This window comes from Runella sp. CRIBMP, from assembly GCF_009905605.1.
In the GTDB taxonomy this organism is placed as follows: domain Bacteria; phylum Bacteroidota; class Bacteroidia; order Cytophagales; family Spirosomataceae; genus Runella.
Genome location: NZ_JAAAKZ010000015.1, coordinates 1 through 21520 on the forward strand (window position 1 = coordinate 1; position 21520 = coordinate 21520).

Below are 21520 nucleotides of genomic sequence, written 5' to 3' on the forward strand. Positions count from 1 at the left end.
ATTTATGCTGTTGTTCGACGCGGGGAAAAATATGACAAAAATTATACAAACACGCTTGCATAAACCATAGAAATCGGCACGGTCCAAAATATAACTTTTGGCAAACGTATGCAACCGCAAAGGGGCTTGGCTGAGCCGGGTGGCAGTTTGATGGACGGGGTCAAGATTCCAGTGGGTTTGATTGGCCGCTAAGACCGCATTCAGTCGTTCTGCTTCGGAAGGAAGGGTCTGCGTTTGAGCAGCTTTTTGCCAGAGTTGATTAATGACCTCCGCGGCGGCATTGAGAGCGCCATCTGTTTGCTGATGCCATTCGGTAAATTCGTTCAAAACCGCCCACAAATCTTCGGATACCGAAGTGGTTTGTGGTGCAGAAATCCCCCAACGGCTAAATTCGCTGGTGGGCAGATAACTGCTGAGAATGTTGTTCAGACGCTCTATTTCTGCTAAAATACCCTTTTCAGTTTGCCGCGCAGCTGCATAGGAACGAGCCACAATTTTTAAATCAAACGACGTTCCCAGTACATTTTCGAGGTGTGAAACAAACAATCCCTGTACTTCAGGGATTGTTTGGTAGGGGCCAGCTACAACAGTTGCCATTGAAGCCAGCCCAAGTTTTAATCCATTCATTGCTGTTTATTTTGGATTGTCAGAGGAAGAATTTAGTTATTATCTCCACCTTCTTTCACGTCGTCGTTTTTCACACCTTTGGTTTTCTTAGGAGCGACGAAAGTCATTTTACCAATTTTATAACTGAATGTCAATTTGATGTTTTGGTTGTAGATATTGTTGACCATCGTTTGGTTCAATATCGGCGTTACTGAGGTAGATTTCATTTTCATTCCACCTAAGAAGTTTTCGGTAGCTAAACCAATGCTTCCTTTTTTGTTGTTCAGGTCTTTCTTTACCCCAAATGAGTACATGTAAAAGCTACCCTGAACCCCTTGAAGCGTGACTTGGTTTCCGCGCATTCCGCCGTGTAGTTGCATGGCCCAACCTTTGTTAAGCGCAAGGCTCGACATCAAGCGTCCGCCAATTACGATTCCAGAGTTGCTGGTATTAATCGAAGTACCATCCAATCCTTGTACTTTTCCTTCGAGGTAGTTGTAATACACATCTACCCCACCGTTCAATGTCCACTTGGGTGTCAGATACACGTTGGCAAATACGTTGGCACCCATTACTTGTTGCTTACCGATGTTTTGGAAAGTGGTGATAATGGCACCCGCCAAAGTATCAGAAGGAGCGCTCAGGCGCATGATACTGTTGTTGGTAGAGCGGCTAAATACCGAGGCATTTAAGTAAGTTTTCTTAATGCTAGTGCTTAAGCTCAACTCAAAGTTATTGGTCATTTCAGGCTTCAAGTTTGGATTTCCGATGCTGATGTTGAACGGGTTGGCGGCGTTGTAGTTGGGGTTCAACTGTTGCAAACCTGGGCGTTGGATACGACGGTTGTAAGCGGCTTTCAGCGTTGTTCCTGCTTTGATGGTTTTGGATACGTTAATGCTTGGCACGAGCGTTCCGTAGCTTGGAATCGAGATTTTACCGATTTGGTCTTTGGCATCAATGGTGGTGTACTCATACCGTGACCCCAACTTGAATGTGTATTTATTGGCGGTTGAATAAGTGTAAGATAAGTACCCCGACACAATGCTTTGGCTGTAATCCAAATTACCAACAGGGTTGCGGGCGTCGGCGGCAAAGGCACCCGTAGGCCCTGCTACTTGGTAGCTATAATCGCTGTTTACCTGACGCATAATCGTTTTGGCCCCAAACTCAATCATTTGATTTTTCTTGATGGGCGTCTGATAATCGGTCTGAATCGTGGCTTCTTGGTTGAGGTTGGCATTCAGGTTTTTCTGACGGCTCAACAAAGCGCTGCTTTCACTCAGCAAATCGGCATTGAAATTGTTGGTGAGGTTGTTGCGGCTGTACTGCGTCGAGATAGACCACTCTCTACCCGGCACTTTAAAGGTACGGATATAGTCAAGGTTCATGTCCACGTTGTTGGATAAGTCTTTGGTAGTCACATCACGATACGTGGTGGAAGTCAGCGCGCTGTTAGTAAACAGGTTGCTCGTCATGTCTTGCGAACGAACCATGTTACGGGTTCCGAAACTTACGCCAGCGGTCAATGATTGTGTTTTACTTAATTCATAATCAAAGCCAATATTGTAGCGGCCAAAGAGTCCATTATCGTAAGCGTCAGAGGTTTGTTTAGTCAACAACGAAGCGCCGTTTTGCAGAATCGTTTGATCTAAAGAAGTAGCAGATTTGTTGTAGAAAGCCCGTCCAAAACCTCCAAGTGTAATTCCTAATTTTCCTTGGCGATAGTTTCCGTTGAGGCTAAGGTTTGAGCCCCGTGCACCAACTCCCGCATCTGCGCTGAGGGTAAGTCCTTGCAGCGTTGATTTTTTAGTGATGATGTTGATAATCCCTGCCGAGCCTTCTGCATCGTATTTGGCCGAAGGAGAAGTAATTACTTCCACCGATTTAATCAAATCTGCAGGAATCATTTTTAAGGCGTCAGCAATACTACTTGCTACAATCGTCGAAGGCTTATTGTTAATCAATACCCGAATATTCTGGCTACCACGAAGCGATACGTTCCCGTCCAAATCTACCGACAACATCGGTACTTTTTTGAGCACATCAGCCGCATCACCGCCCCGGGCTGTAAGGTCTTTGTCGGCGTTGTACACCAAGCGGTCTACTTTTTCTTCAATGAGAGATTTTTCGCCCGTTACCACCACTTCGTCAAGCGTTTGGATATCGGGGTTCATTTTGATGACGCCCAAATCTAGGTCTTGACCTTTGGCAATTTTTAAGTTGTCAATCGTTTTATCTTTAAATCCGATGAAAGAAATCATCAACTTATATTCCCCAACGGCAATGCTTTTAAGGGTAAACTTTCCTTTTTCATCGGCCATTGTTCCGTCGATGGCTTTGCCAGTTGCTTTGCTGTAAAGGGCGATATTGGCAAATTCAACGGCTTGGGTAGCGGCAGAATCAATCACAAAACCCGTTATCTTTGAATTGCCTTTGGGAGCAGTTCCTTCTAGGTTCAAGGTAGGGGTTTGCATAGCACCGGTATTTCTGTTGCGGCCGTTTCCGTCGCCGCCTTGCATACCGCCGGGACCACCGGGAAACTGAGCGTAGGCGGCTGTCATACCTAACGCAAAAAGAATGGAGGTGATAAGTGTTTTCATTTTTTTATTTGTTTGTCGTCGCGTTTCTTTTATATTGATGACGGATTTTCCCGTTTTGATGATTCAAAGTAACGTCGACTTATATTCACAAAAAAATACAATAGACCGACCGCCCGTATAATACCGATAAGCGACGATTAATGACCGATGAGTTGCCTTTTTGGGCGTAAACAAGGTAGAATAGGTACCTTTAAAGATAAAAAATGTTCAATTATCGGTAAAAATGAGCAAACTGGCGATTGCTAGAAGAAGTATGAAATTGTTTTAATAGGATTGTTGTCATTTTGAAAAAGTCGATTTGTATTCCTATCGACCGACATAAAAAAAATACAACTATGTTACTTCTCCCAAATAGAAAAAATATAACTCTTGTAATCCATGTATTAGCCTGGGGATTGTTGGCCGCGCTGGTCATGATGCCACCCTTTGGCGGGCGTTTTACGATGCCCGATGAGTATTGGATAAAGCAGGGCATTTTGCTGGGATTGCTCGCGAGTGCTTTCTACCTCAATGCCAAGGTTCTTCTGCCTCGTTTATTGTTTCAAAATCACTCACTTTGGTACATCACTTCTATTGTAGGGGCCGTTATAATCATTTACTGGACCATTCAGGGGGTAGAATCTTGGCTCAATTTGCCCGAACTATGGCATAAAGCTATCCGTCCAGATCGTCCTTTTAATCCCAATCGTGGGCATCGTTTTGATATGTTTACCTTTTTGTATTCGCTATTATCACTCGGGGTCAGTACCAGTTTAACGGTTGTGCAAAAATGGCAGAAGGATACCCAAATTCGTGAACAGTTAGAACGCGAAAAGGTAGTTTCAGAGCTTTCTTTTTTGAAAGCACAAATCAATCCTCACTTCTTTTTCAACACCCTCAACAACATCTACGCCCTCACCATGATGGATGTAGAATCAGCTCAAGAAGCCCTGCACCGTTTGTCGCGTATGATGCGCTACGTGTTGTACGAAACCAAAGAAGGCACCGTGCGCCTGAGTCAGGAGATTGCTTTTTTGCAGGATTATATTCAATTGATGCAACTCCGTTTGACCGACAAAGTCAAAGTAACTTTTAGCCTTCCCGCTGCGCATCAAGACGTAGCCATTGCGCCAATGCTCCTTTTACCTTTTCTTGAAAATGCCTTTAAACACGGGGTGAGCGCCACGCGTCCGAGCGAAATTTTTATTGGCTTGACCCAAATCGAACAAACCCTACGGGTAGAAGTGAGGAATACGCTCTTTACTGAAAAAAGGGTTACGTTGGATGAGAGTAACGGAATAGGCTTGGTCAACACGCGCCGCCGGCTTGATTTATTATACCCTAATCGGTATGCTTTGGTTATTACGGAACAAACCCCCAACGATGAGTACTTGGTAGAATTAACCCTCCATACTGCCCCCCTTAAACAGCAAACGTCCACTTTAAGCCCTGCGCATTATGACGCTTAACTGCATCGCCGTTGATGACGAACCCCTCGCCCTTGGATTGGTGAGTGTTTTCATTGAAAAAACGCCTTTTTTGCATTTGGTCGGAAAGTATTCCAGCGCCATCGAAGCCTTGCAGGCGTTGCATCATCAGCAGGTAGATGTAATATTTTTGGACATTCAAATGCCTGATTTGACGGGCATTGAACTGGCACGGGTATTGGGGCAATCTCAACAAGGGGGCGCTGGTCCCCGCATCATTTTTACGACGGCTTTCAACAATTTTGCCCTTGAAGGTTACAAAGTAGATGCCTTGGATTACCTGCTCAAACCGTTTAATTACGAAGAATTTTTGCGGGCGGCCACCAAAGCAAAAGCCTACTTTGAATTAATCAATCGCCCTGCATCCACAGCTCCTGCCACTACCGCGCCAGAACCCGAAGAAGACTCCCTGTTTTTGAAAGTGGAGTACCAGTTGGTACGGGTATCCTATAATGATATTCTGTACATCGAGGGGCTTAAAGATTACGTAAAAGTCCATTTGCAAAGCACCACGAAGCCCGTTTTATCACTAACCAGCCTCAAAGCCCTCGAAGACCGACTTCCCGCCCGTAAGTTTATGCGGGTACACCGGTCATTTATTGTTTCGTTGGATAAAATCACTTCACTGACCCGTAACAACATTCAGATCGGCACCGTTACGATTCCCGTCAGCGACCAGTACAAAGATACCTTCACGCAGTTCTTAAATAAATGGACGTAAACCAGGGCTTCTATACCCCGATTTACGTCCATTATTGTTTAGTCTTATTTCGACCAGTCCTTAATTTCTGCGTCTTCCGCTGCCTTCACTTGAGTGCTCTGGCGCATTCCGTTGTCCCTGCTCCTGTACCCTTGGCGGGGCAGATTCACGATTTCCTCGCGATTGTGGTTGCTGCCGAGGCTCCGCACTGCGCTGCTGCGGTTGGGGAGCATCATTGTTTCTGCGTTGGGGCAAATTTTCGCGACTTTCGTACGAACGCTGCGGGGCCTGTTCCCGATTATTGGCCCGAGGCTGTTGATTTTGATTTGCGCCGTTGTTGTCCGACCAAGTCCGTTGGGCATTGCCTCGCTCCGGAGCTGTATACGGTCTATCATCTTGGCGCGGTTGCGAATAGTTCGGCCGCTGTTCACGTCCTTGGTTATTGTTATCATAACGATCACGTTCGTTGCGTGATACCCGGTCGTCATAGCGCGGGGGTTGGTTTCGGCGGTCGTTGTTGTTCCATTGGCCTCGGTCGTTGTAATTGGGCCGCGAGTCATATTGGCGATTATTGCCGTTGCCACGTACATAACTGCGGCCCCGTCCCTGACGATAAAGGTCATCGGCGCGGTACACATTGACACGGTTGCGCGTTATGCGCTCAATATCATATCGTTGTGGCCCATATACATAGGCTCGGTTGTTGTAGCGATAATAATTGTTGAGATAAGATGTTCCACCATAAATCACCCCGATTCGGTTGCGTGGTACGCAATAACTATACACGCGCGGGCTTCTAATGTAAATATCAGGTACAAAGACCCAATAGTTATACGGAATATTGAGGTTAATATTTATATCTATTCCCATCCCAGGGCCCAAAGGTGCCCAGCCGTAATAGCCTCCACCCGAGCGCCAAGATACCCACGCTGGCCCCCACTCATCGCCTGGAACCCAAATCCAGCCGTAGTAATCATCAAACAGCCAGCGGCCGTAGTGGAAAGGTGCCCAGCCCCATTCGTAGTCTGAAACCCATGTATTGCCGTATTCGGTCATTTCCCAGTGGCCATCGGTGGCATAAGGCTGAAAATCTTGCGATACGCGCGGCCGCCACACCTGCCCATACGACGGGTTGTCCATCCAGTCGCCGTAGGGAGAGAGTTCATTATAAAAGTCCTGCCGCGAAATACCCACCCCGGGCTGGGCAAGAACATTGCTCGGAATGGTCAACCCGATGGCCAGCACAAAGAGCAGGCAAGCGGCGTGTATTTTATGGATTCTTTTCATGACATTTCTTTTGGTTAAAATGAAACTTCCCTCGGTCGGTAGCGTACATTTCGGCGACGTAGTTCGGTTACAAATGAAACGAAATTTTCCCCAATTCTATTTCAATTGGGGTGCCCTAAACTCGCAGATTAACAATCATTAACCAATGTCCTTTTTTTTTAAAAAAATTACTCGATTCAAGACTACGCCCGGAAGATAAATTTTAGTAATATCAGCCTGAAAATTAGCCCCTTAAAACCAAATAGTATTTTCCACTTTTTTCCTATTCTTTTTCTTATGAAAAAAACCTTTATACTGCTTCTTTCGCTGTTTACCTTAGCAAATGCTGCCGCCCAGAAGCCCTATTACGGTGAGCAAAAATGGCCCGAACAAGACACGGCCAATAAGTTTTACACCGTCAAAGGCGAGCGGCACGGCGTTAGCTTTTTTAAGAAACATTATTTTAAAGATGTGGAATACCAACCCAGCAATAAACTGGCATTTGACGTTTATCACTCACCCGATGTAATGTACCACTGGTACCGAAAATGGGCCGCCCAGTATCCTGACATTGTAGACCTCTACGAAGTAGCTAAAAGCTACGAAGGGCGGCCTATTCTGCAAATGACCATTACGAACAAAAAAACGGGTAAACATACCGACAAACCCGCGGCTTATTTTGAGGCTGGTCGACATAGCGGCGAGGTAACGAGCAGCGAAGCCATTCTTTGGCTTACGCAGCATTTGCTCGAAAACTACGGTAAAGATGCGTCTATTACCCAACTCGTTGACACTAAATCTATTTATCTGCGCCCCGAAAATAACCCCGACGGGTCTACGATGTATCTTTTTACGGCGCAACGCAACCGAAGCACTGTACGGCCCAAAGACGATGACCGCGACGGCCTGCTCGACGAAGACCCCGAGGAAGACCTCGATGGCGACGGGGTGATTTATCAAATCCGAAAAAAAGCCGTTACCAAATCCGAAAAAGAAAAAGCCGATTATACTCTCGACCCCCGCGACCCGTCGGGACGCTTGATGAAACGCGTCCTGGAAGGCAAGGGCGATTGGCTGGTCTACACCGAAGGTATTGACAACGACGGCGACGGAAAATACAACGAAGACGGCATCGGCGGCTTAGACAACCACCGCAATTATCCCGAAAACTGGCGACCCGACCAAGGCGGCGACCTCACGGGGCGCGGCTACACGCAGGGTGGGGCGGGCGAGTACCCGTTGAGTGAAATTGAAACACGCTCCACGGTTTTGTGGCTGTTGGCTCATCCTAACATCTCGGTGGTCAACTCGATGGATACACGCGTGCCGATGCACCTGCGCCCGCCCTCGACTTCCAAAAGCGACGAGAGTATGTTCCCCGCCGATTTGGCGATTTATAAACACATGGACAGCCTGGGATTGGCTTTTACGGGTTATCCTTGGGCGGGCGATGTGTATGATACCTATGCCACCCGCAACAAAACCGACCGTACAACTGGCGACCCCACCAAACCCCAACCTTTGTTTGGCCACGGTCCCGACTTCGGCTATTTCTATTACGGCTCGGTATGGTACGGTGATGAACTTTGGAATGGTGGTGCCATGAAAGATTACAACAAAGATGGTGCTTACGATGAGTACGACGGCCTCATGTGGGACGATGAAGCCAACAAAAAGAATGGCTTCAAACCCTGGACAAAACTCATGCACCCAGAATTGGGCGAAGTAGAAATCGGCGGATTTCACCCTAAATTTTTTGCGCAAAATGGCCCCGCGTGGCAGCTAGAAAATTGGATTTCCAAACAGTCCAAATTCAATTTGGCAATGGCTAAAGAATTGCCCCAAATTGACCTGAAAGACGTGAGCGTGAAAGCGTTAACCAATGATGAATACGAGATAAAAGTAACGTGGAGCAATGCAGGAAAGCTGCCTGTTGCGCTGGAACAGGCCAAATTGGTTAAAATAGTGCAGGAAGACCGCGTTACGCTGGACTTTGACAAGACATTACTCAAAGGCTACGAAGAGGCTAAGGTAAAAATCACGCAACCCGCCTTGTTTGACAAAACGATTTACAGTGGCTACACCAAAGTTGGCGAACAAAAAGAAGCCGTTTTTAAAGTAAAACTCAACCAAAAAGGCCCCATCAAGGCAAAAGTGAAGCTTTCTTCCACCCGAGGCGGTTACAAAGAGAAAGAAATCGTTCTGGGGAATTAGCAAAATCCTCATTTCTCCAAAGCAAATTGATAGACAAGAATCAGCGGAGAACGGGGAAAATCTATCCAAAAAATGGTTGTCGAGTTTCTCAAAAATGGATTCGACAACCATTTTTTATCGCCATTGCATCAAGGCCGCATTAAGCACTTCTTCCACACGCCGACGGGGCTTGTGAAAATAAACCATGCCGTGGCCTGGCAACATAATATCGGTCTCTATTTTGGCAAACCGGCGTAAAGAAGCCGTATAGATTTTTTTGTCGAAATCAATGGAGCCACTCCACCCAAAATCGCCACTCAACAAGGTGCCAATTACATCTCCACTGATGACGACTCGTTTTTGTTCCCACGTAAACAGGTAAGCTGTGCAACCCATGCTGTGGCCAGGCAAGTGCATTACCTCTATTTCTATACCCAATAGATTACGTCGTTGCTTATCCACCAGAACTTGGTCTACCATAACGGGCTGAAAGGTTTTATGATATAAATAGCCACAACAGCGTTCATCGCCCGTCGCAATGGCCTCGGCAGTTTCGGCCACGGCCATGATTTTTACGCCTCTTTTTTTGAGGATATGCGCCCCTCCAGCGTGGTCCAGATGCGCGTGAGTCAAGAGGCAATACTGGATTTCCTCGGGCGCCAGGCCCCAATAGCGCATATTGTCGAAGAGTTGCTCGATGGTTTCGCCACACCCACAGTCAAAAAGGATTAACCCCTGCGGTGTTTTTAGCACGTATGCGTTTCCATCATTCCATAACGCTCCAGGTTGGTCAAACGTAAGTCCGTTGAGGTCTCCACTTACCTGAAAAAGATTTTTCAAAATTTGCATAGATACTATTTTGTTAACAAAGACCCGAATTGGGATATTTTACCGCATTCAAAAAAATATCCACAATAACCCGCAAATGTTTGTACAAATGTTACACCTCCACGGGGCGGATTGTGCCGAAATTTATTGGATTTTACGCCCGTTTATGATTCGATTTTTAGGGGGCAATTTTTGTTTTCTTTAAAGTTAGCTGAAGTTTTGTTACCAATACCGCCTCTAAAACCCTAACTTTGCAGCGGTAAGTCAATCAAACATCCGCTCAATACTTCCTATATCTATGAAATTCGGCGTAGTAGTTTTTCCCGGTTCCAATTGCGACGATGATACTGTCTATACATTACGGGTCAATTTAGGCCAAGAAGTGGTAAAACTTTGGCACAAAGACCACGACCTTCAAGGCTGTGATTTTGTGATTCTTCCCGGAGGTTTTTCCTACGGCGATTATTTGCGCACTGGCGCTATTGCCCGTTTTTCTCCCATCATGAATGAGGTCATCGCCCACGCCAATCGCGGCGGGTACGTCATGGGTATCTGCAACGGTTTTCAGATTGTAGCCGAAGCAGGGTTGGTCCCAGGGGTATTGTTACGCAATAGCTCTCAACGCTACATCTGCCGCAATATTTACTTGAACCCACAAAGCAAATCCACGATTTTGACGGGCGGCTTGGACCGCACCGCCTATAAAATTCCGATTGCCCACGGCGACGGACGTTATTTTGCCGACGAAGATACCCTCAAAAGCCTCAACGACAACGACCAAGTATTGTTCCGTTATTGCGACGAAAACGGTCTCATCACCGAAGCCGCCAATCCCAACGGTAGCTTAGAAAATATCGCGGGTGTAACCAACGCGGGTAAAAATGTATTCGGAATGATGCCCCACCCCGAGCGCGCCTCCGACCCTGCCTTAGGCAACACCGATGGGCGTTTTATACTAGAACAACTTTTGGCCGTAACGGCATAAACCTATTTTTTTCCAAACAAAAAGCGCGGATGTGGCTCACATCCGCGCTTTTTGTTTGGAAAGTATCAGAAAGAATAACCAACGGCAATGTTAAAAACTAAATTTTCTTTTCGCCAAGGTTTGCTTCGTAAATCAAATTGATTGAGTACCCACCGCTCGTTTTCGGGAAGCCACGGCTTTCGAAACGGTACTGCCAAGTCGAGGCGTAAGAGCACAAAAGGGGTAATAATCCGTAGCCCGATTCCTCCACCCACGGCTACCTGTTTGTAAAATTGGTTGGTAAACACCGCATTTTCTTCGGGCGTATAAAACGAATCATCGTAATTGCGGTACATCCAGATATTGCCTGCGTCGGCAAACATCGCGCCTTCAAAATACTCACTGATTCGCAAACGCAGCTCACTGTTTGCCTCCAAACGAATATCGCCGAAGGCCACATTTCCGAAAATATTGGTGGTAGCCGTGTCTAATTTATAACTTCCTGGGCCCAGCGTTCGCGCCCGAAACGCCCGTATTCCGTTGGTTCCACCCGCAAAATACTGCTTAAATTGCGGCAACGACAAGGAGTTTCCGTGCGGAATACCCAGCCCAATCAAAAGGCGATTTGCCCAGCGGAGCTTAGGACTGACATTTCGATAATGACGAACTTCCGCATCAAAACGGGCGTATTGTTCGTACGGAATGCCGAACACCTGCCCCACTTCCTCACGGCGTTTGGCAATCAATCCTGCAACATTCCCCGCCAAATCAACCCCGCCCGTTACGACAAACGTATTTTTGCTCAACGGCTTTGGGGTAGGTGTGTAGGCAATGTTGTACTGAGCTCCTAAAATAAGGCGGTCTTCCAGAATTTTAAAATAACGCAGTAAGTCTTGTGGTTTAGTGAGGGGGTCAATAATAAGATTTAAAAATGCTTCACCATCAATGATCTTTGGTTTTACCACGTTGAGGGCAATCGGTAAAAAAGTGTGCTCGATCTGGGTATTTTTTCGCCAACTATACCCCCAGTTTAATTTAATGGAAGTTTGACGATAAAGCCCCTGCTGGGTTAACTGTTCAAAACCCGTTGTCAGGGTGGTTTTGGGTAATGTTTGGTTTTTATCGGGCCGTACTTTATAAAACGGTAATACAAATCGTGGAAACGATAGCTCAGCCTCAACACTCGTACGGTAGAAATCCCTTACTTTGGAAGCGGTATCAGTTCGACCTCCTATCTGCAAATCTAAACCCGCATTGGCGGTAATACGAAGCTGCTCGGCCGCCCGAAAAAGATTCCGATTGAGCCAAGTCAACCCCACCTGCGCCCCTGCCAAGTTATTGGATTTAGTCACCCCGCTGAGTTCGGCGCGGAGGGTTTTCTTTTTCAGGGGAGTGAGGTAATAGTACACATCCAACAAGGCCGAATCTGAACGGGGTAGCAATTCAAATTGGTTTTTGACAAACTTAAAATTTTTGAGGTTAATCAGCCGCGAGAGCGACACATCGTGCAGTTCGCTGCTGTAGAGCGTTCCCTTCCGAAATCCAATGGCATCATAAAAAATGCGTGGGCGGTAGGCGTGAGCGGGGTCGATAATCCTAATATTGCCACGTCGTCCGGTCACCTCAGCCAGCGTATCGGTCTTCAAGCGTCCATTGTCTGAAATGACGTAAATATTTTGAATAAAATACCTTTTCAGTGCTAACTGCGTCGTATTAGGCTTTAACTCTACATACAAACGCGTCTGGTGATTATTTAGATTTGTATCGGCTTTTACAATCAGATAATCGGGGCGAAAATAGTAAAATCCGTGTTTTTTTAGTTCACGCTCAATGCGATTGCGCTCTTCTTCGATGACCGGCAAACGATAAGGAGCACCTTCTTTCAAAAGCGTATTTTTTTGGGTCAATTGCAGATTTTTAGAGAATACAGAACTGTCTTTGGTGATAAATTCAACCGTTTTAATGGTATACCGTTTTCTTAACCCCACCGTATAAACGGCCTTGGCTCGGCGTTTGGTTTCGGTCATTTCTCCCGAAGCCGTCGAACGAAAATAGCCTTCGTTATTTAAATAATTCGTAATCACCGCGCTGTTGGTCGTAACCGCCCGCTTGCTAGCAAAAACGGGCGATTCTCCAAAACGTTTCCGAAACCACCCCCTGAAACTCTTTTCTTTTTTGGGCTCTCCCAGAAAATAATACAACCAAACTTTATAGGGAAATCCCAACAACATGCTGTTGGGTTGGGGCCGCAGGATGGGTTCAAGCTCGGCTTTAACCGTTTTAGCCGTCTTGGCCGACACGTTGGAATCGGGCGCCATCTTTACCTCCGCTCCCACGTACAGGCTCTCGTTGGGCGGCAGATAGCGCGAGACCGAACAGCCCATAAAAAAACTGGACAGGAGTACGAGAAGTATACAGCTAAATCTAAACGTCATTTTTTAAACATTTCTTTCAATTTGTCGTAATCTAACACTACCGCAAAACTCACGCCCGTTTCTACAATAAACCCTTCCAATACCGCCTGATACTGGTTTTTTCGGTAGGCCCGAAAAGCATAGCGTCCATCCCGGGTCAGGTTATAATTTACGTTTACATTGTCAATGATTTCGGTGGAACGAGCCGCTCGTGCGCCGCCTTCGATTTCAAAATTACGGCCTACATTGACCGTGAGGCGGTCATCCATAAAGGCTTTGCTCAAACCCACATTCAGGTCAGTTTGGGCGGCAGTGCCTGTGGTGGTCGAAACGGAGGTAGAATTGAGATTGAAATCCAATTTTACGCCTTTAATCAAATCAGAAGCCAACATATTGAGTTGGTCGGTCAGCAGTTTACTCACACTTTCGCGGGCAATCAGCTCCGGATTCACACTCGAAAAGAAATCGGATGACTGCTCTCCCGAAAATTTATTCAGCACCAACAACGAAAACACTTGTTTGTTCATGGCCGCTTGGTTTTGCTGAAGTTCACCAAACACCCCATCGTTTTCTATTCTCGAAACTTCATCTGCCGACATTCTCGTTTTATCGGGCCGAATATCAAAAGTAATTTGGGGTTTCTCCAAACTTCCCTGCATTTTGAGCAATACCTGAAGCGGAAGTTTTTTGTTTTTATAATCTGCATCATTCGGAACAATCGGCGTCAATTCAGCCGTAACGGGATACACCGCCGTGATGTCTACGTCGGCTTTCATCGGGTCGCCAGTCCAAATCAAACGGCTTCCTTTTTGAATGGTAAAACCGCGTTTCAGAATCTCAAACGTAAGGTCATAGGAGCCTTGGGTTATTTCGTACAAACCTAGAATAAAGACCTGACCACTTGGCGAAATTCCCGCATTGAGCTGAGCATTACCCCTTACTTTTAGGTTATCGCCGTTGAGTTCATCCACCACAATGGTGAGTTGTGAGCGGTCGTCAGCTTCGAGGTTGAGCGAGATTTCAGAGGCAAAATCAATGGGGGCTGCTTCGATAGTGCTCGAATCCACCACGACGGGTTTGTTGGGATTTATAAATTCAACAATGCCTTCCGTAGCATTTTCTCCAAAATTATCGTCGGGCAAAATAACTGTAATATCACTTCCTTCTTTGAGTTTTACTGAACCGTCAATGGCTGGTTTTGAACCCACCCCCGCCACGTGCAGGTTGGCGTCCACGATTCCTTTTCCGTAGAAAAACTCATTTTCTTTCCGAGTAGCGTTAAGCACCGTAAAATCTTTTCCGACGATATTTAGATCGTACGAAACATCAGGAATTTTAGCAATGTTGATTTTACCGTCAATCTGCAACGGGCGGTTGGCGGTATCGCTTACGACAAATTTTTGCAATAAGATATCTGACCCTTTAAACTGCAAACGGCTGTTGTTGATACGGTACGTAGCCCCCAGCTGGGTTACATTAAACGACACACTGTCAAACGCAACACTGCCATCAATCTGAGGTTTGTCAATTGCCCCTTTGATGGTCGCTTTGCCCGCCAGCGAACCACGCGTACGCCGCAATTCCCCAAGGCTAAAGGCTTCAACGGTCTGCATTCCCATCCGACGAATGTTCAATGTTAAATTCAGGGGTGTTTTACTTTTGAGTAAATAATTTCCACTCAGCTGCACATCGTTTTGGGCACTTTTGAGGGTGGCTTCGGCCACAATATTATCAGCCGACTGATTGGCGGCTTTGGCATTCAGATTACCGATGAGAATATCCATCACCGTCAAATCACGAATGGAAAAATCGCCCGTAAACGCAGGGTTTTCTTGCGTATAATTCTGCAAAATAACGTTACCTGCTAGTACCCCACCCATGAGCGTAGAATCGGCCATAATACCCACTAACGGGCGTAAATTAAGGCTATCCATTTCGATTCTCAGTGGGCCATTGGGGGTATCGGTCAGGCTATTCACAAAAAATCGCTGCCGATTCTGGGTGATGGTAAATTTCCGGGCTAATAGTCCCTCTTTTCCAAACTGAACGTAACCCGTGGAATCGGCCGTCCAATTTTTATAATCAAGCAACAGCCCCCGCCGCCGTAATTGCAGGCGATAATTATTTTCAATCGAAGCCAGTACTCCCTCCATTCCGTGGCGGTCTTTATCCAACGAATCTTTGAGCACCAAGTTAAACCCAACGATATTGTTGGCGATTTCGCCATTTAGATACGTGCGTCGAATGTTGGTCGTTCCCGACGTCACTTTATCCACATAAGCTGCATAATTTGCTTTATTGTTGGCCCCGTCTACGTTAATAGTTACCCTTTCTACCAACGTACTGTCATATTCTACCAGCGGTGCTTGTAGTTTCAGCCGCAGAGTAGTATCCTGTTGACTGTTTAATTGCATCGAAAACCGTACCGTGTCCATCCGCGTCAATTCAGGCACAAATGCCTTCAGGGCGGCATGGTTGGCCATTTTACCTTCTAAAGAGAACCGATATGGCTCGGTGATGGGCTTGTATTGAATCTCGGGCAGGGCAAAGTACCGATTGATTTCGGTCAACAAAATATCGGCAAGTTGCTCGTACCGAAACACCCCCGTAGCGCGGGCTTTGAGGAAAGGTGCATCAATGACCGCCAATCGTTCGCCATTTTCATTTTCGAGGTTCAACGACAGGGTTTGCAAAGGAATTTCTTTCCCATCCTGAATCAACACCCCGTCCTGAATCAGCAACGTACCGCGCGGGTCGGCGGGGTTGGTAGAAGGAAAAACAGCGTTTATTTTCCCACGAATCCCGAGGTTTTCACTGTACAGATTGAGGGGCTTGAGTCGTAATTCGTCAATGTCCGCTTCCGCCGATATCACTGGATATTCGGACCGCAAATCAGCTTGTACATTGAGACGTAAGGTAGCGTTAGGATCGGCAATGGCGGCGACAAAATCGGCTACCTGCTGACGATACGTGCCTTCAAGATTCAGATTTTGGTAGGTATACCCTTTGACATCCGCGCTCAAAACCGTGCCTTTCAGCTCCGCCTGCAACGTTTTTGGGTCAATCCCCTGCCCATTAACGGTTGCCGTCAACGAAAGTTTCCCGAGTTGCTCTGGGGGTTGCTTTAGCCATTTTCCTGCGTTAAAATCTTTTAAAACCAGAGTTCCTTGATAGGCTTCGTTTCTGCCCCTGACAAAATTCTTCAGATTCCCTTCAAACGTCGCGTCGCCCATATCGGAGGCCAAACGGGTGTTTAGATTAAGGTCATTCAGGCTGCCTTTCACGGTACCCGTTAGCAGCAGTTTCGTAGGAATTTCGATAGAAGCTGGCAAGGCATCTTTGGGCGCAATACGTTCAATATCAGCCCGAGTAGTAGACAATTCGTCAACTTTCAAATCCAATGCCATTTTTTGCGGGTCGGGCAATCCCGCAATTTTCCCCTCCATACGCAGATGAGTTCCTTGCAGGGTCTGTACGTCGACGGCCTTCAGGGTTAATTTATTGACCTTGCCCGTTACTATTCCATTTACCTTGACAATGGCCGTTGGATTGCGGTCAAAAGGTGGCGTTTTTCGGAGGGTGGGCATCCAAGTCAACACATCTTTAAAACTGATTTGGCTGTTTTTTAGGTTGACATCTACGCCTACATTGCCAATATTATTGGTCAATTCATCCAACGAACGATAACTTAAAACGGCCCGATTCCGAAGAATGGTTTCGTTGGTTTGGATAAACAGATTTTCAAGTGATGTTTGAGTGTTTGAGTAGACAAAATCGGTTTGTACCTGACGCAACACAAAGCCTCTTTTCTCCACCATACTTGCCGATTTCAACTTCCCTGCGGTACGTTCGGGGGTAAAGACAAAATTTTCTAGCTGCGTATTAAATTGGCTTATGTCTACATTCAGGCTCTCGGTTTGGTAGGCCAAGTTTGTATTTTGTACACCTATTTTTTTGAGCGAGAGCGCCAGTTTATCCAAATGAATGTAGTCACTTTCCAAATCCAACTGCCCAATTTTACCGCTTGCTTTCAGCTTCTGGGTCTCGTCGTTGTAGGTAATTTCGTAATTCTTAAGCTGAATTTTTCCCAATTTAAAATCCAAAGAATCGGCGGAATTGACTGTTGCCAAACTATCTGTACTTGGTTTTGCAGGCCGAAGCGGGGCGTACATTCTCACCGTAGCTTTGCCCTCGTTCAAGACCGTGTTGGTCAAATGATACCGATTATAAGAAGGGTTAAAAGCCGAAAAATTTACGTTTGATTCTTCAATCCACAGAGCGGCGTCAGTTCCGATGATGGCATCGCGGTACGATACTCTTACATTTTTGAGTTTGATGGCATCCAAACGCATATCCAACGGTGTTGACGCGGTATCGGGCTGGGTATCTGGACTACTAAATGCCTGCGTAACGAAATCGAAATTGAAAGTAGTATCGGGTAAAGTACGACGAACATTGAGATAAACATTTTCTAGTTCAATGTTATTTATACCCACTTTATTTTGCATCAACCCCCACACATCCAAGTCCACAAATACCCTTTTGCCCATCAGCAGGGTATCCCGCTGTTTATCTTCCAGATAAACATTTTGTAATTCTATCCAGTCGGGCAATTGAAAACGTACCTGCGCGATTTCAACGCGGGTCTGAAGTTTTTGGCGCAGATACGATACCACACGACGCGTAAGCCAGTCTTGTCCCGACCCTGTTTGCAGCCAAACGATGGCCGTTCCCAAAACCAATAACAACCCAATGAAGACCAGAAGAACTATTTTGCCTACTTTTCTCAAACCGGTATGGCGATGCTACCACGCGGGTGGTACGGTGTTTAATCATTGAAACTGTTCTTTCTCTCTTTTATCTTGCAAATGTATTATCTGAAATGGTTGGATTGAACTCCATGATGGTTGTGACTTTTACGGGCTTTTTATCAATACTACTTACATAGGTAGACTCCGAAGGGTACGAAATTCCGTAGGTAGACTTGGCATACTGGGTATGGTCGCGGGTTTGCACCTCGCGGGTGGGCAGCGTTAGCTTTTCCCGAACCAATAAGCTCGTAGCTACGTCAAAATACAAGTTATATTTCACTCCTTTTCCTTCCATTTCTACTTGGTAGGCGGGTTTCCCGTTTATTTGCTCCGTGCCTACAACCGTAGCGATGTAGCCTTTTTGGGTATAATTGCTAAAAGGTGCCAACAAATCGCCTAGCTCGCGGCGCATATTTTCGCGTTCTTTTTCGCTCAAATCGCTCGTTTGAAACTGCGTGACTTTGTCGCGGCTGCCGATGGGGATTTTCACCCATCCATCCGCTCCTTTGATTCCGTAAATAAAATCACGTTTCATGATGGTACGGATTTTAGACAAAGCCTGTTGAGGCAACGCCCCCTGTATTACTAAGTCATAATCATTGGCCGTTCCTGCCCGATAGGCCTGTTTGATGGTGTATGTTTGTACTGCATCCCAAAGGGCTTTTCCTCCCGTAGCACGGTAGAAATTATTAAAGATTGTATCGACGGGAACGGCACCCGTTTGGGCATTCAGCCCCGCTTGGGCCAACATTACAATCAGAAAAGTTTTTATGAATCGTTTCATTGTATGAAAAATTGATTAGTCGATTGAATAACTCCAAAAATAGCAGTTTTATGATAGGAATTTTATTAAAAAAATCATGCCAAACAAAAAAAGCTCCTCGAAAGGAGCCTTAAAAAAATAAAAAATTGAACGTCGGAAGAATGAGTTTGTCCCCTTTCACTCCTGACATTTAACAGTTTTTTAGTCTTAGCTACGGTACATAACCGCCTTCACGGCATCGATGGTACGCTTAACGCTTGGCAAGGTTGCTTCTACCAGCGTAGGTGCGTATGGCAATGATACGTCCATGTTGTTGACCCGAATCACGGGGGCATCCAAATAATCGAATGCTTTGCGTTGAATCATGTAGGTTAATTCAGTAGCAATAGATGACAACGGCCAAGCTTCTTCAACCACCACGCACCGATTTGTCTTTTTTACCGAATTAATAACCGTATCATAATCAATCGGGCGCACCGTGCGAAGGTCAACGAGTTCGGCGTTGATGCCCATTTTTGCCAATTCTTCAATGGCAGGGTTTACCACGCGCGGAATCATCTTCCCAAACGATACAATGGTCACGTCCGTACCTTCTTTTTTCACTTCCGCTTTGCCCAACGGGATTATGTACTCTTCTTCGGGCACTTCTCCCTTATCTCCGTACATCAACTCTGACTCCATAAAAATAACGGGGTCATTGTCGCGGATAGACGCTTTCAGCAGCCCTTTTGCATCGTAAGGATTGGCCGGAACAACCACTTTCAATCCAGGCGTATTGGCGTACCAGTTTTCAAAATTTTGAGAGTGTTGCGCTCCCAACTGACCCGCGTTGCCGGTAGGACCGCGAAACACAATCGGACAGCTGTATTGACCAGCCGACATCGAAAGAATTTTAGCGGCGGAGTTAATCACTTGGTCGATGGCAACCAACGAAAAGTTGAACGTCATAAATTCCACGACGGGACGTAAGCCGTTCATTCCAGCTCCCACGCCAATCCCAGCAAAACCCAATTCGGCAATTGGCGTATCAATGACCCGCTCAGGTCCGAATTCATCAAGCATTCCTTGACTTACTTTGTAGGCTCCGTTATATTCGGCGACTTCTTCACCCATCAAAAACACGCTCGGGTCGCGGCGCATTTCTTCAGAAAGGGCCTCACGCAAGGCTTCACGGAAAAGTATTTGTCTCATTGTATATGATGTAAAATTCAAATTTGGGTTGAAAACGGCCGTAAAAATAGGAATTTTTTGTAAAATCGACTCATAAACCTTTCCTCCTCTGCGCGAAATTCGTTTGCGCACGCTGGCAGGCTCCGCCAAGCTTCATTATTCGCCAATTATTTCAAGGTTTTCTTACTAACTTTCAAGTCATTAAGTACCTTTATATGCATTTTTAAGGCTTTTTTAGGTCGTAAGGTAACCAATGGGTCGGGCACGGCATCCTTTCTCTCAACGAGCGAAAAATCAAACTTGCGCACCAACAAGGCTAACACAATCTGCATTTCCATCAAGGCAAAATTATTGCCAATGCACATTCTGGGGCCGCCTCCAAAGGGAATGTAGGCATAGGTGGGGCGATTCTTGGTGTTTTCGGGCAAAAAATGGTCGGGGTAAAATTCGTGGGGCTTTTGCCAATGCAACGGGTCGCGGTGAAGCAAATAAATCGGCAGCAGCAGGTAGGTATTGGGTGCAATGGGATGACCGCTCAATTGATCTGCCCCCAACGCCCTTCGCCCCATTACCCACGCGGGCGGATACAGGCGCATCACTTCTTGCACCACTTGAAGGGTATATTTCAGTTCGCGCACAGTTTCAAACGTCGGCATTCTTTCTTCGCCCAATACCGTTTTTACTTCTTCCCGAAGTTTATAGAGAACATCCTCGTTTTTTGTCAGTAAATAAAATGCCCAAGACAGGGCATTGGCGGTGGTTTCGTGGCCTGCCATAAAAATCGTCGTTACTTCATCCCTCAACTGCCGGTCGGTCATGGTCTCCCCCGTTTCCTCGTCTTGCGTATGAATCAACATATCCAGCAAATCGTCGTACCGAACCTCGGGGTTGTGTTTTAGTTCTTCGCGGCGGCCTTCGATAATACTGTAAATAACCGATTCTACTTTTTTTACAGCCTGCTTAAAGCGCAAGTTTCGCGGTGTGGGGAAATACAGAGGAAGGCGAATAAAACTCTTGAGGGTGTTGTCGGCAAAGTGCATAATCTCGTTGAGCGATTCCGAAATACCGCCCAAGCGGTGTTTCACGTCGGTACTAAACAGCGCTTGGGTCACAATTTTCAGGGTCAGGTTGAGCATTTCTTCCGACATATTCAGGGGTTCGGTCTTCTCGTGTCGTTCCCAACGCTGCACCAAGCTCGTCACTTCATCGTTCATCATTGCCACCATCAACGCCAGACGCTGTTTGTAGAAAGCAGGCTGAGTCAGTTTACGTTGGCGTCGCCAAAAATCTCCTTCGCTGGTCAACAAACCATTGCCCAAAAATATGGCCAATACTTTATACGCTTCGCTTTTATGGTAATTGCGGTTGTTTTCTTGCAATACATGCTTGGTATCTTCTGGGTTCAGCACTAAGACAAAATCACGGTTCACTAAATTTAGTCTCACTAAACCTGCCCCTCTAAAATCTTTTTGCATTTTTTCAAGAAAGCCTAAAGGGTTGCGCACAAATGCCGATGTATTTCCCAAAAAGGGACTTTTTTTAGCTTCGGGGATAGTACTTAGTGCCGATTTAGAGTAATTCATCATAATAGTACGCATGATTGTAGCGCAAAGTATATTTATATATCCTTCTGATATATCATTTCCCTTGCCTATCTTTGTGACGTTTTTTTGAACTTTTCCTAAAAAGTGTTATTTTATGTCAAGTAAAAAAAACAAAAAAAGTGTTTATGTATTTAA

General features: G+C 46.1%; 13 protein-coding genes. 4 read left to right on the forward strand and 9 right to left on the reverse strand.

The annotated features are described in order from the left end of the window. Both GVN20_RS23980 and GVN20_RS23985 read right to left on the reverse strand, forming a co-directional pair. Nucleotides 1–597, reverse strand: a 597-nt coding sequence (locus GVN20_RS23980) for an FAD:protein FMN transferase (protein ID WP_229599175.1), incomplete at its 3' end; no start/stop codon positions are given. 62 nt (nucleotides 598–659) lie between these two features. Further along, nucleotides 660–3206 carry a TonB-dependent receptor domain-containing protein gene (locus tag GVN20_RS23985; RefSeq protein WP_166560784.1) on the reverse strand — a complete coding sequence of 849 codons (2547 nt, stop codon included), beginning with the start codon at nucleotides 3204–3206 and terminating at the stop codon, nucleotides 660–662. Between the two features lie 335 nt (nucleotides 3207–3541). Here GVN20_RS23985 and GVN20_RS23990 point away from each other — a divergent pair, with 335 nt between their 5' ends. Together GVN20_RS23990 and GVN20_RS23995 are read left to right on the forward strand one after the other, a co-directional pair. Next, nucleotides 3542–4654: a sensor histidine kinase gene (locus GVN20_RS23990; protein ID WP_166560785.1), complete on the forward strand. Its 1113-nt coding sequence runs from the start codon at nucleotides 3542–3544 to the stop codon at nucleotides 4652–4654. Next, a complete protein-coding gene (locus tag GVN20_RS23995) occupies nucleotides 4644–5393 on the forward strand; it encodes a LytTR family DNA-binding domain-containing protein (RefSeq protein ID WP_166560786.1) in 750 nt (249 codons plus the stop codon). The genes GVN20_RS23990 and GVN20_RS23995 overlap by 11 nt, the downstream gene beginning before the upstream one ends. 60 nt (nucleotides 5394–5453) lie before the next feature. On the opposite strand, the gene GVN20_RS24000 is transcribed toward GVN20_RS23995, so the two are convergent. Next, on the reverse strand, nucleotides 5454–6659 hold the full coding sequence (locus GVN20_RS24000; RefSeq protein ID WP_166560787.1) for a DUF6600 domain-containing protein: 1206 nt from the start codon (nucleotides 6657–6659) through the stop codon (nucleotides 5454–5456). 276 nt (nucleotides 6660–6935) lie between these two features. Between GVN20_RS24000 and GVN20_RS24005 the strand changes: the two genes are divergently transcribed. Then, nucleotides 6936–8852: a M14 family metallopeptidase gene (locus GVN20_RS24005; protein WP_166560788.1), complete on the forward strand. Its 1917-nt coding sequence runs from the start codon at nucleotides 6936–6938 to the stop codon at nucleotides 8850–8852. Nucleotides 8853–8966: 114 nt separating this feature from the next. On the opposite strand, the gene GVN20_RS24010 is transcribed toward GVN20_RS24005, so the two are convergent. After that, nucleotides 8967–9680, reverse strand: coding sequence for an MBL fold metallo-hydrolase (locus GVN20_RS24010; protein WP_166560789.1), 714 nt, complete (start codon nucleotides 9678–9680; stop codon nucleotides 8967–8969). A 277-nt stretch (nucleotides 9681–9957) separates the two neighbouring features. On the opposite strand from GVN20_RS24010, the gene purQ reads away from it, so the two are divergent. Further along, on the forward strand, nucleotides 9958–10644 hold the full coding sequence (gene purQ, locus GVN20_RS24015; protein WP_166560790.1) for a phosphoribosylformylglycinamidine synthase subunit PurQ: 687 nt from the start codon (nucleotides 9958–9960) through the stop codon (nucleotides 10642–10644). A gap of 65 nt (nucleotides 10645–10709) precedes the next feature. Here the strand turns inward: purQ and GVN20_RS24020 are convergent, their stop codons facing one another. The 5 genes from GVN20_RS24020 to GVN20_RS24040 all read right to left on the reverse strand — a co-directional run bounded on the left by GVN20_RS24020 (nucleotide 10710) and on the right by GVN20_RS24040 (nucleotide 21367). Beyond that, nucleotides 10710–13007, reverse strand: coding sequence for a BamA/TamA family outer membrane protein (locus tag GVN20_RS24020; protein WP_229599176.1), 2298 nt, complete (start codon nucleotides 13005–13007; stop codon nucleotides 10710–10712). Between the two features lie 47 nt (nucleotides 13008–13054). Continuing rightward, the gene (locus tag GVN20_RS24025; protein WP_166560792.1) at nucleotides 13055–17827 is read right to left on the reverse strand and encodes a translocation/assembly module TamB domain-containing protein; all 4773 of its coding nucleotides are present in this window, start codon (nucleotides 17825–17827) and stop codon (nucleotides 13055–13057) included. 67 nt (nucleotides 17828–17894) lie between these two features. Then, the gene (locus GVN20_RS24030; RefSeq protein ID WP_166560793.1) at nucleotides 17895–18632 is read right to left on the reverse strand and encodes a hypothetical protein; all 738 of its coding nucleotides are present in this window, start codon (nucleotides 18630–18632) and stop codon (nucleotides 17895–17897) included. A 186-nt stretch (nucleotides 18633–18818) separates the two neighbouring features. Then, entirely contained in the window at nucleotides 18819–19802 is a 984-nt protein-coding gene (locus GVN20_RS24035) for a pyruvate dehydrogenase complex E1 component subunit beta (RefSeq protein WP_166560794.1), read from the reverse strand. A gap of 146 nt (nucleotides 19803–19948) precedes the next feature. Next, nucleotides 19949–21367: a cytochrome P450 gene (locus GVN20_RS24040; RefSeq protein WP_229599177.1), complete on the reverse strand. Its 1419-nt coding sequence runs from the start codon at nucleotides 21365–21367 to the stop codon at nucleotides 19949–19951. Nucleotides 21368–21520 lie beyond the last annotated feature (153 nt).

Coding starts and splice junctions, on each gene's coding strand:
- GVN20_RS24005 (WP_166560788.1), top strand. CDS start 6,936: ATGAAAAAAACCTTTATACTGCTTCTTTCGCTGTTTACCTTAGCAAAT.
- purQ (WP_166560790.1), top strand. CDS start 9,958: ATGAAATTCGGCGTAGTAGTTTTTCCCGGTTCCAATTGCGACGATGAT.
- GVN20_RS23995 (WP_166560786.1), top strand. CDS start 4,644: ATGACGCTTAACTGCATCGCCGTTGATGACGAACCCCTCGCCCTTGGA.
- GVN20_RS24020 (WP_229599176.1), bottom strand. CDS start 13,007: ATGGGCTGTTCGGTCTCGCGCTATCTGCCGCCCAACGAGAGCCTGTAC.
- GVN20_RS24035 (WP_166560794.1), bottom strand. CDS start 19,802: ATGAGACAAATACTTTTCCGTGAAGCCTTGCGTGAGGCCCTTTCTGAA.
- GVN20_RS23990 (WP_166560785.1), top strand. CDS start 3,542: ATGTTACTTCTCCCAAATAGAAAAAATATAACTCTTGTAATCCATGTA.
- GVN20_RS24000 (WP_166560787.1), bottom strand. CDS start 6,659: ATGAAAAGAATCCATAAAATACACGCCGCTTGCCTGCTCTTTGTGCTG.
- GVN20_RS24040 (WP_229599177.1), bottom strand. CDS start 21,367: ATGATGAATTACTCTAAATCGGCACTAAGTACTATCCCCGAAGCTAAA.
- GVN20_RS23985 (WP_166560784.1), bottom strand. CDS start 3,206: ATGAAAACACTTATCACCTCCATTCTTTTTGCGTTAGGTATGACAGCC.
- GVN20_RS24010 (WP_166560789.1), bottom strand. CDS start 9,680: ATGCAAATTTTGAAAAATCTTTTTCAGGTAAGTGGAGACCTCAACGGA.
- GVN20_RS24030 (WP_166560793.1), bottom strand. CDS start 18,632: ATGAAACGATTCATAAAAACTTTTCTGATTGTAATGTTGGCCCAAGCG.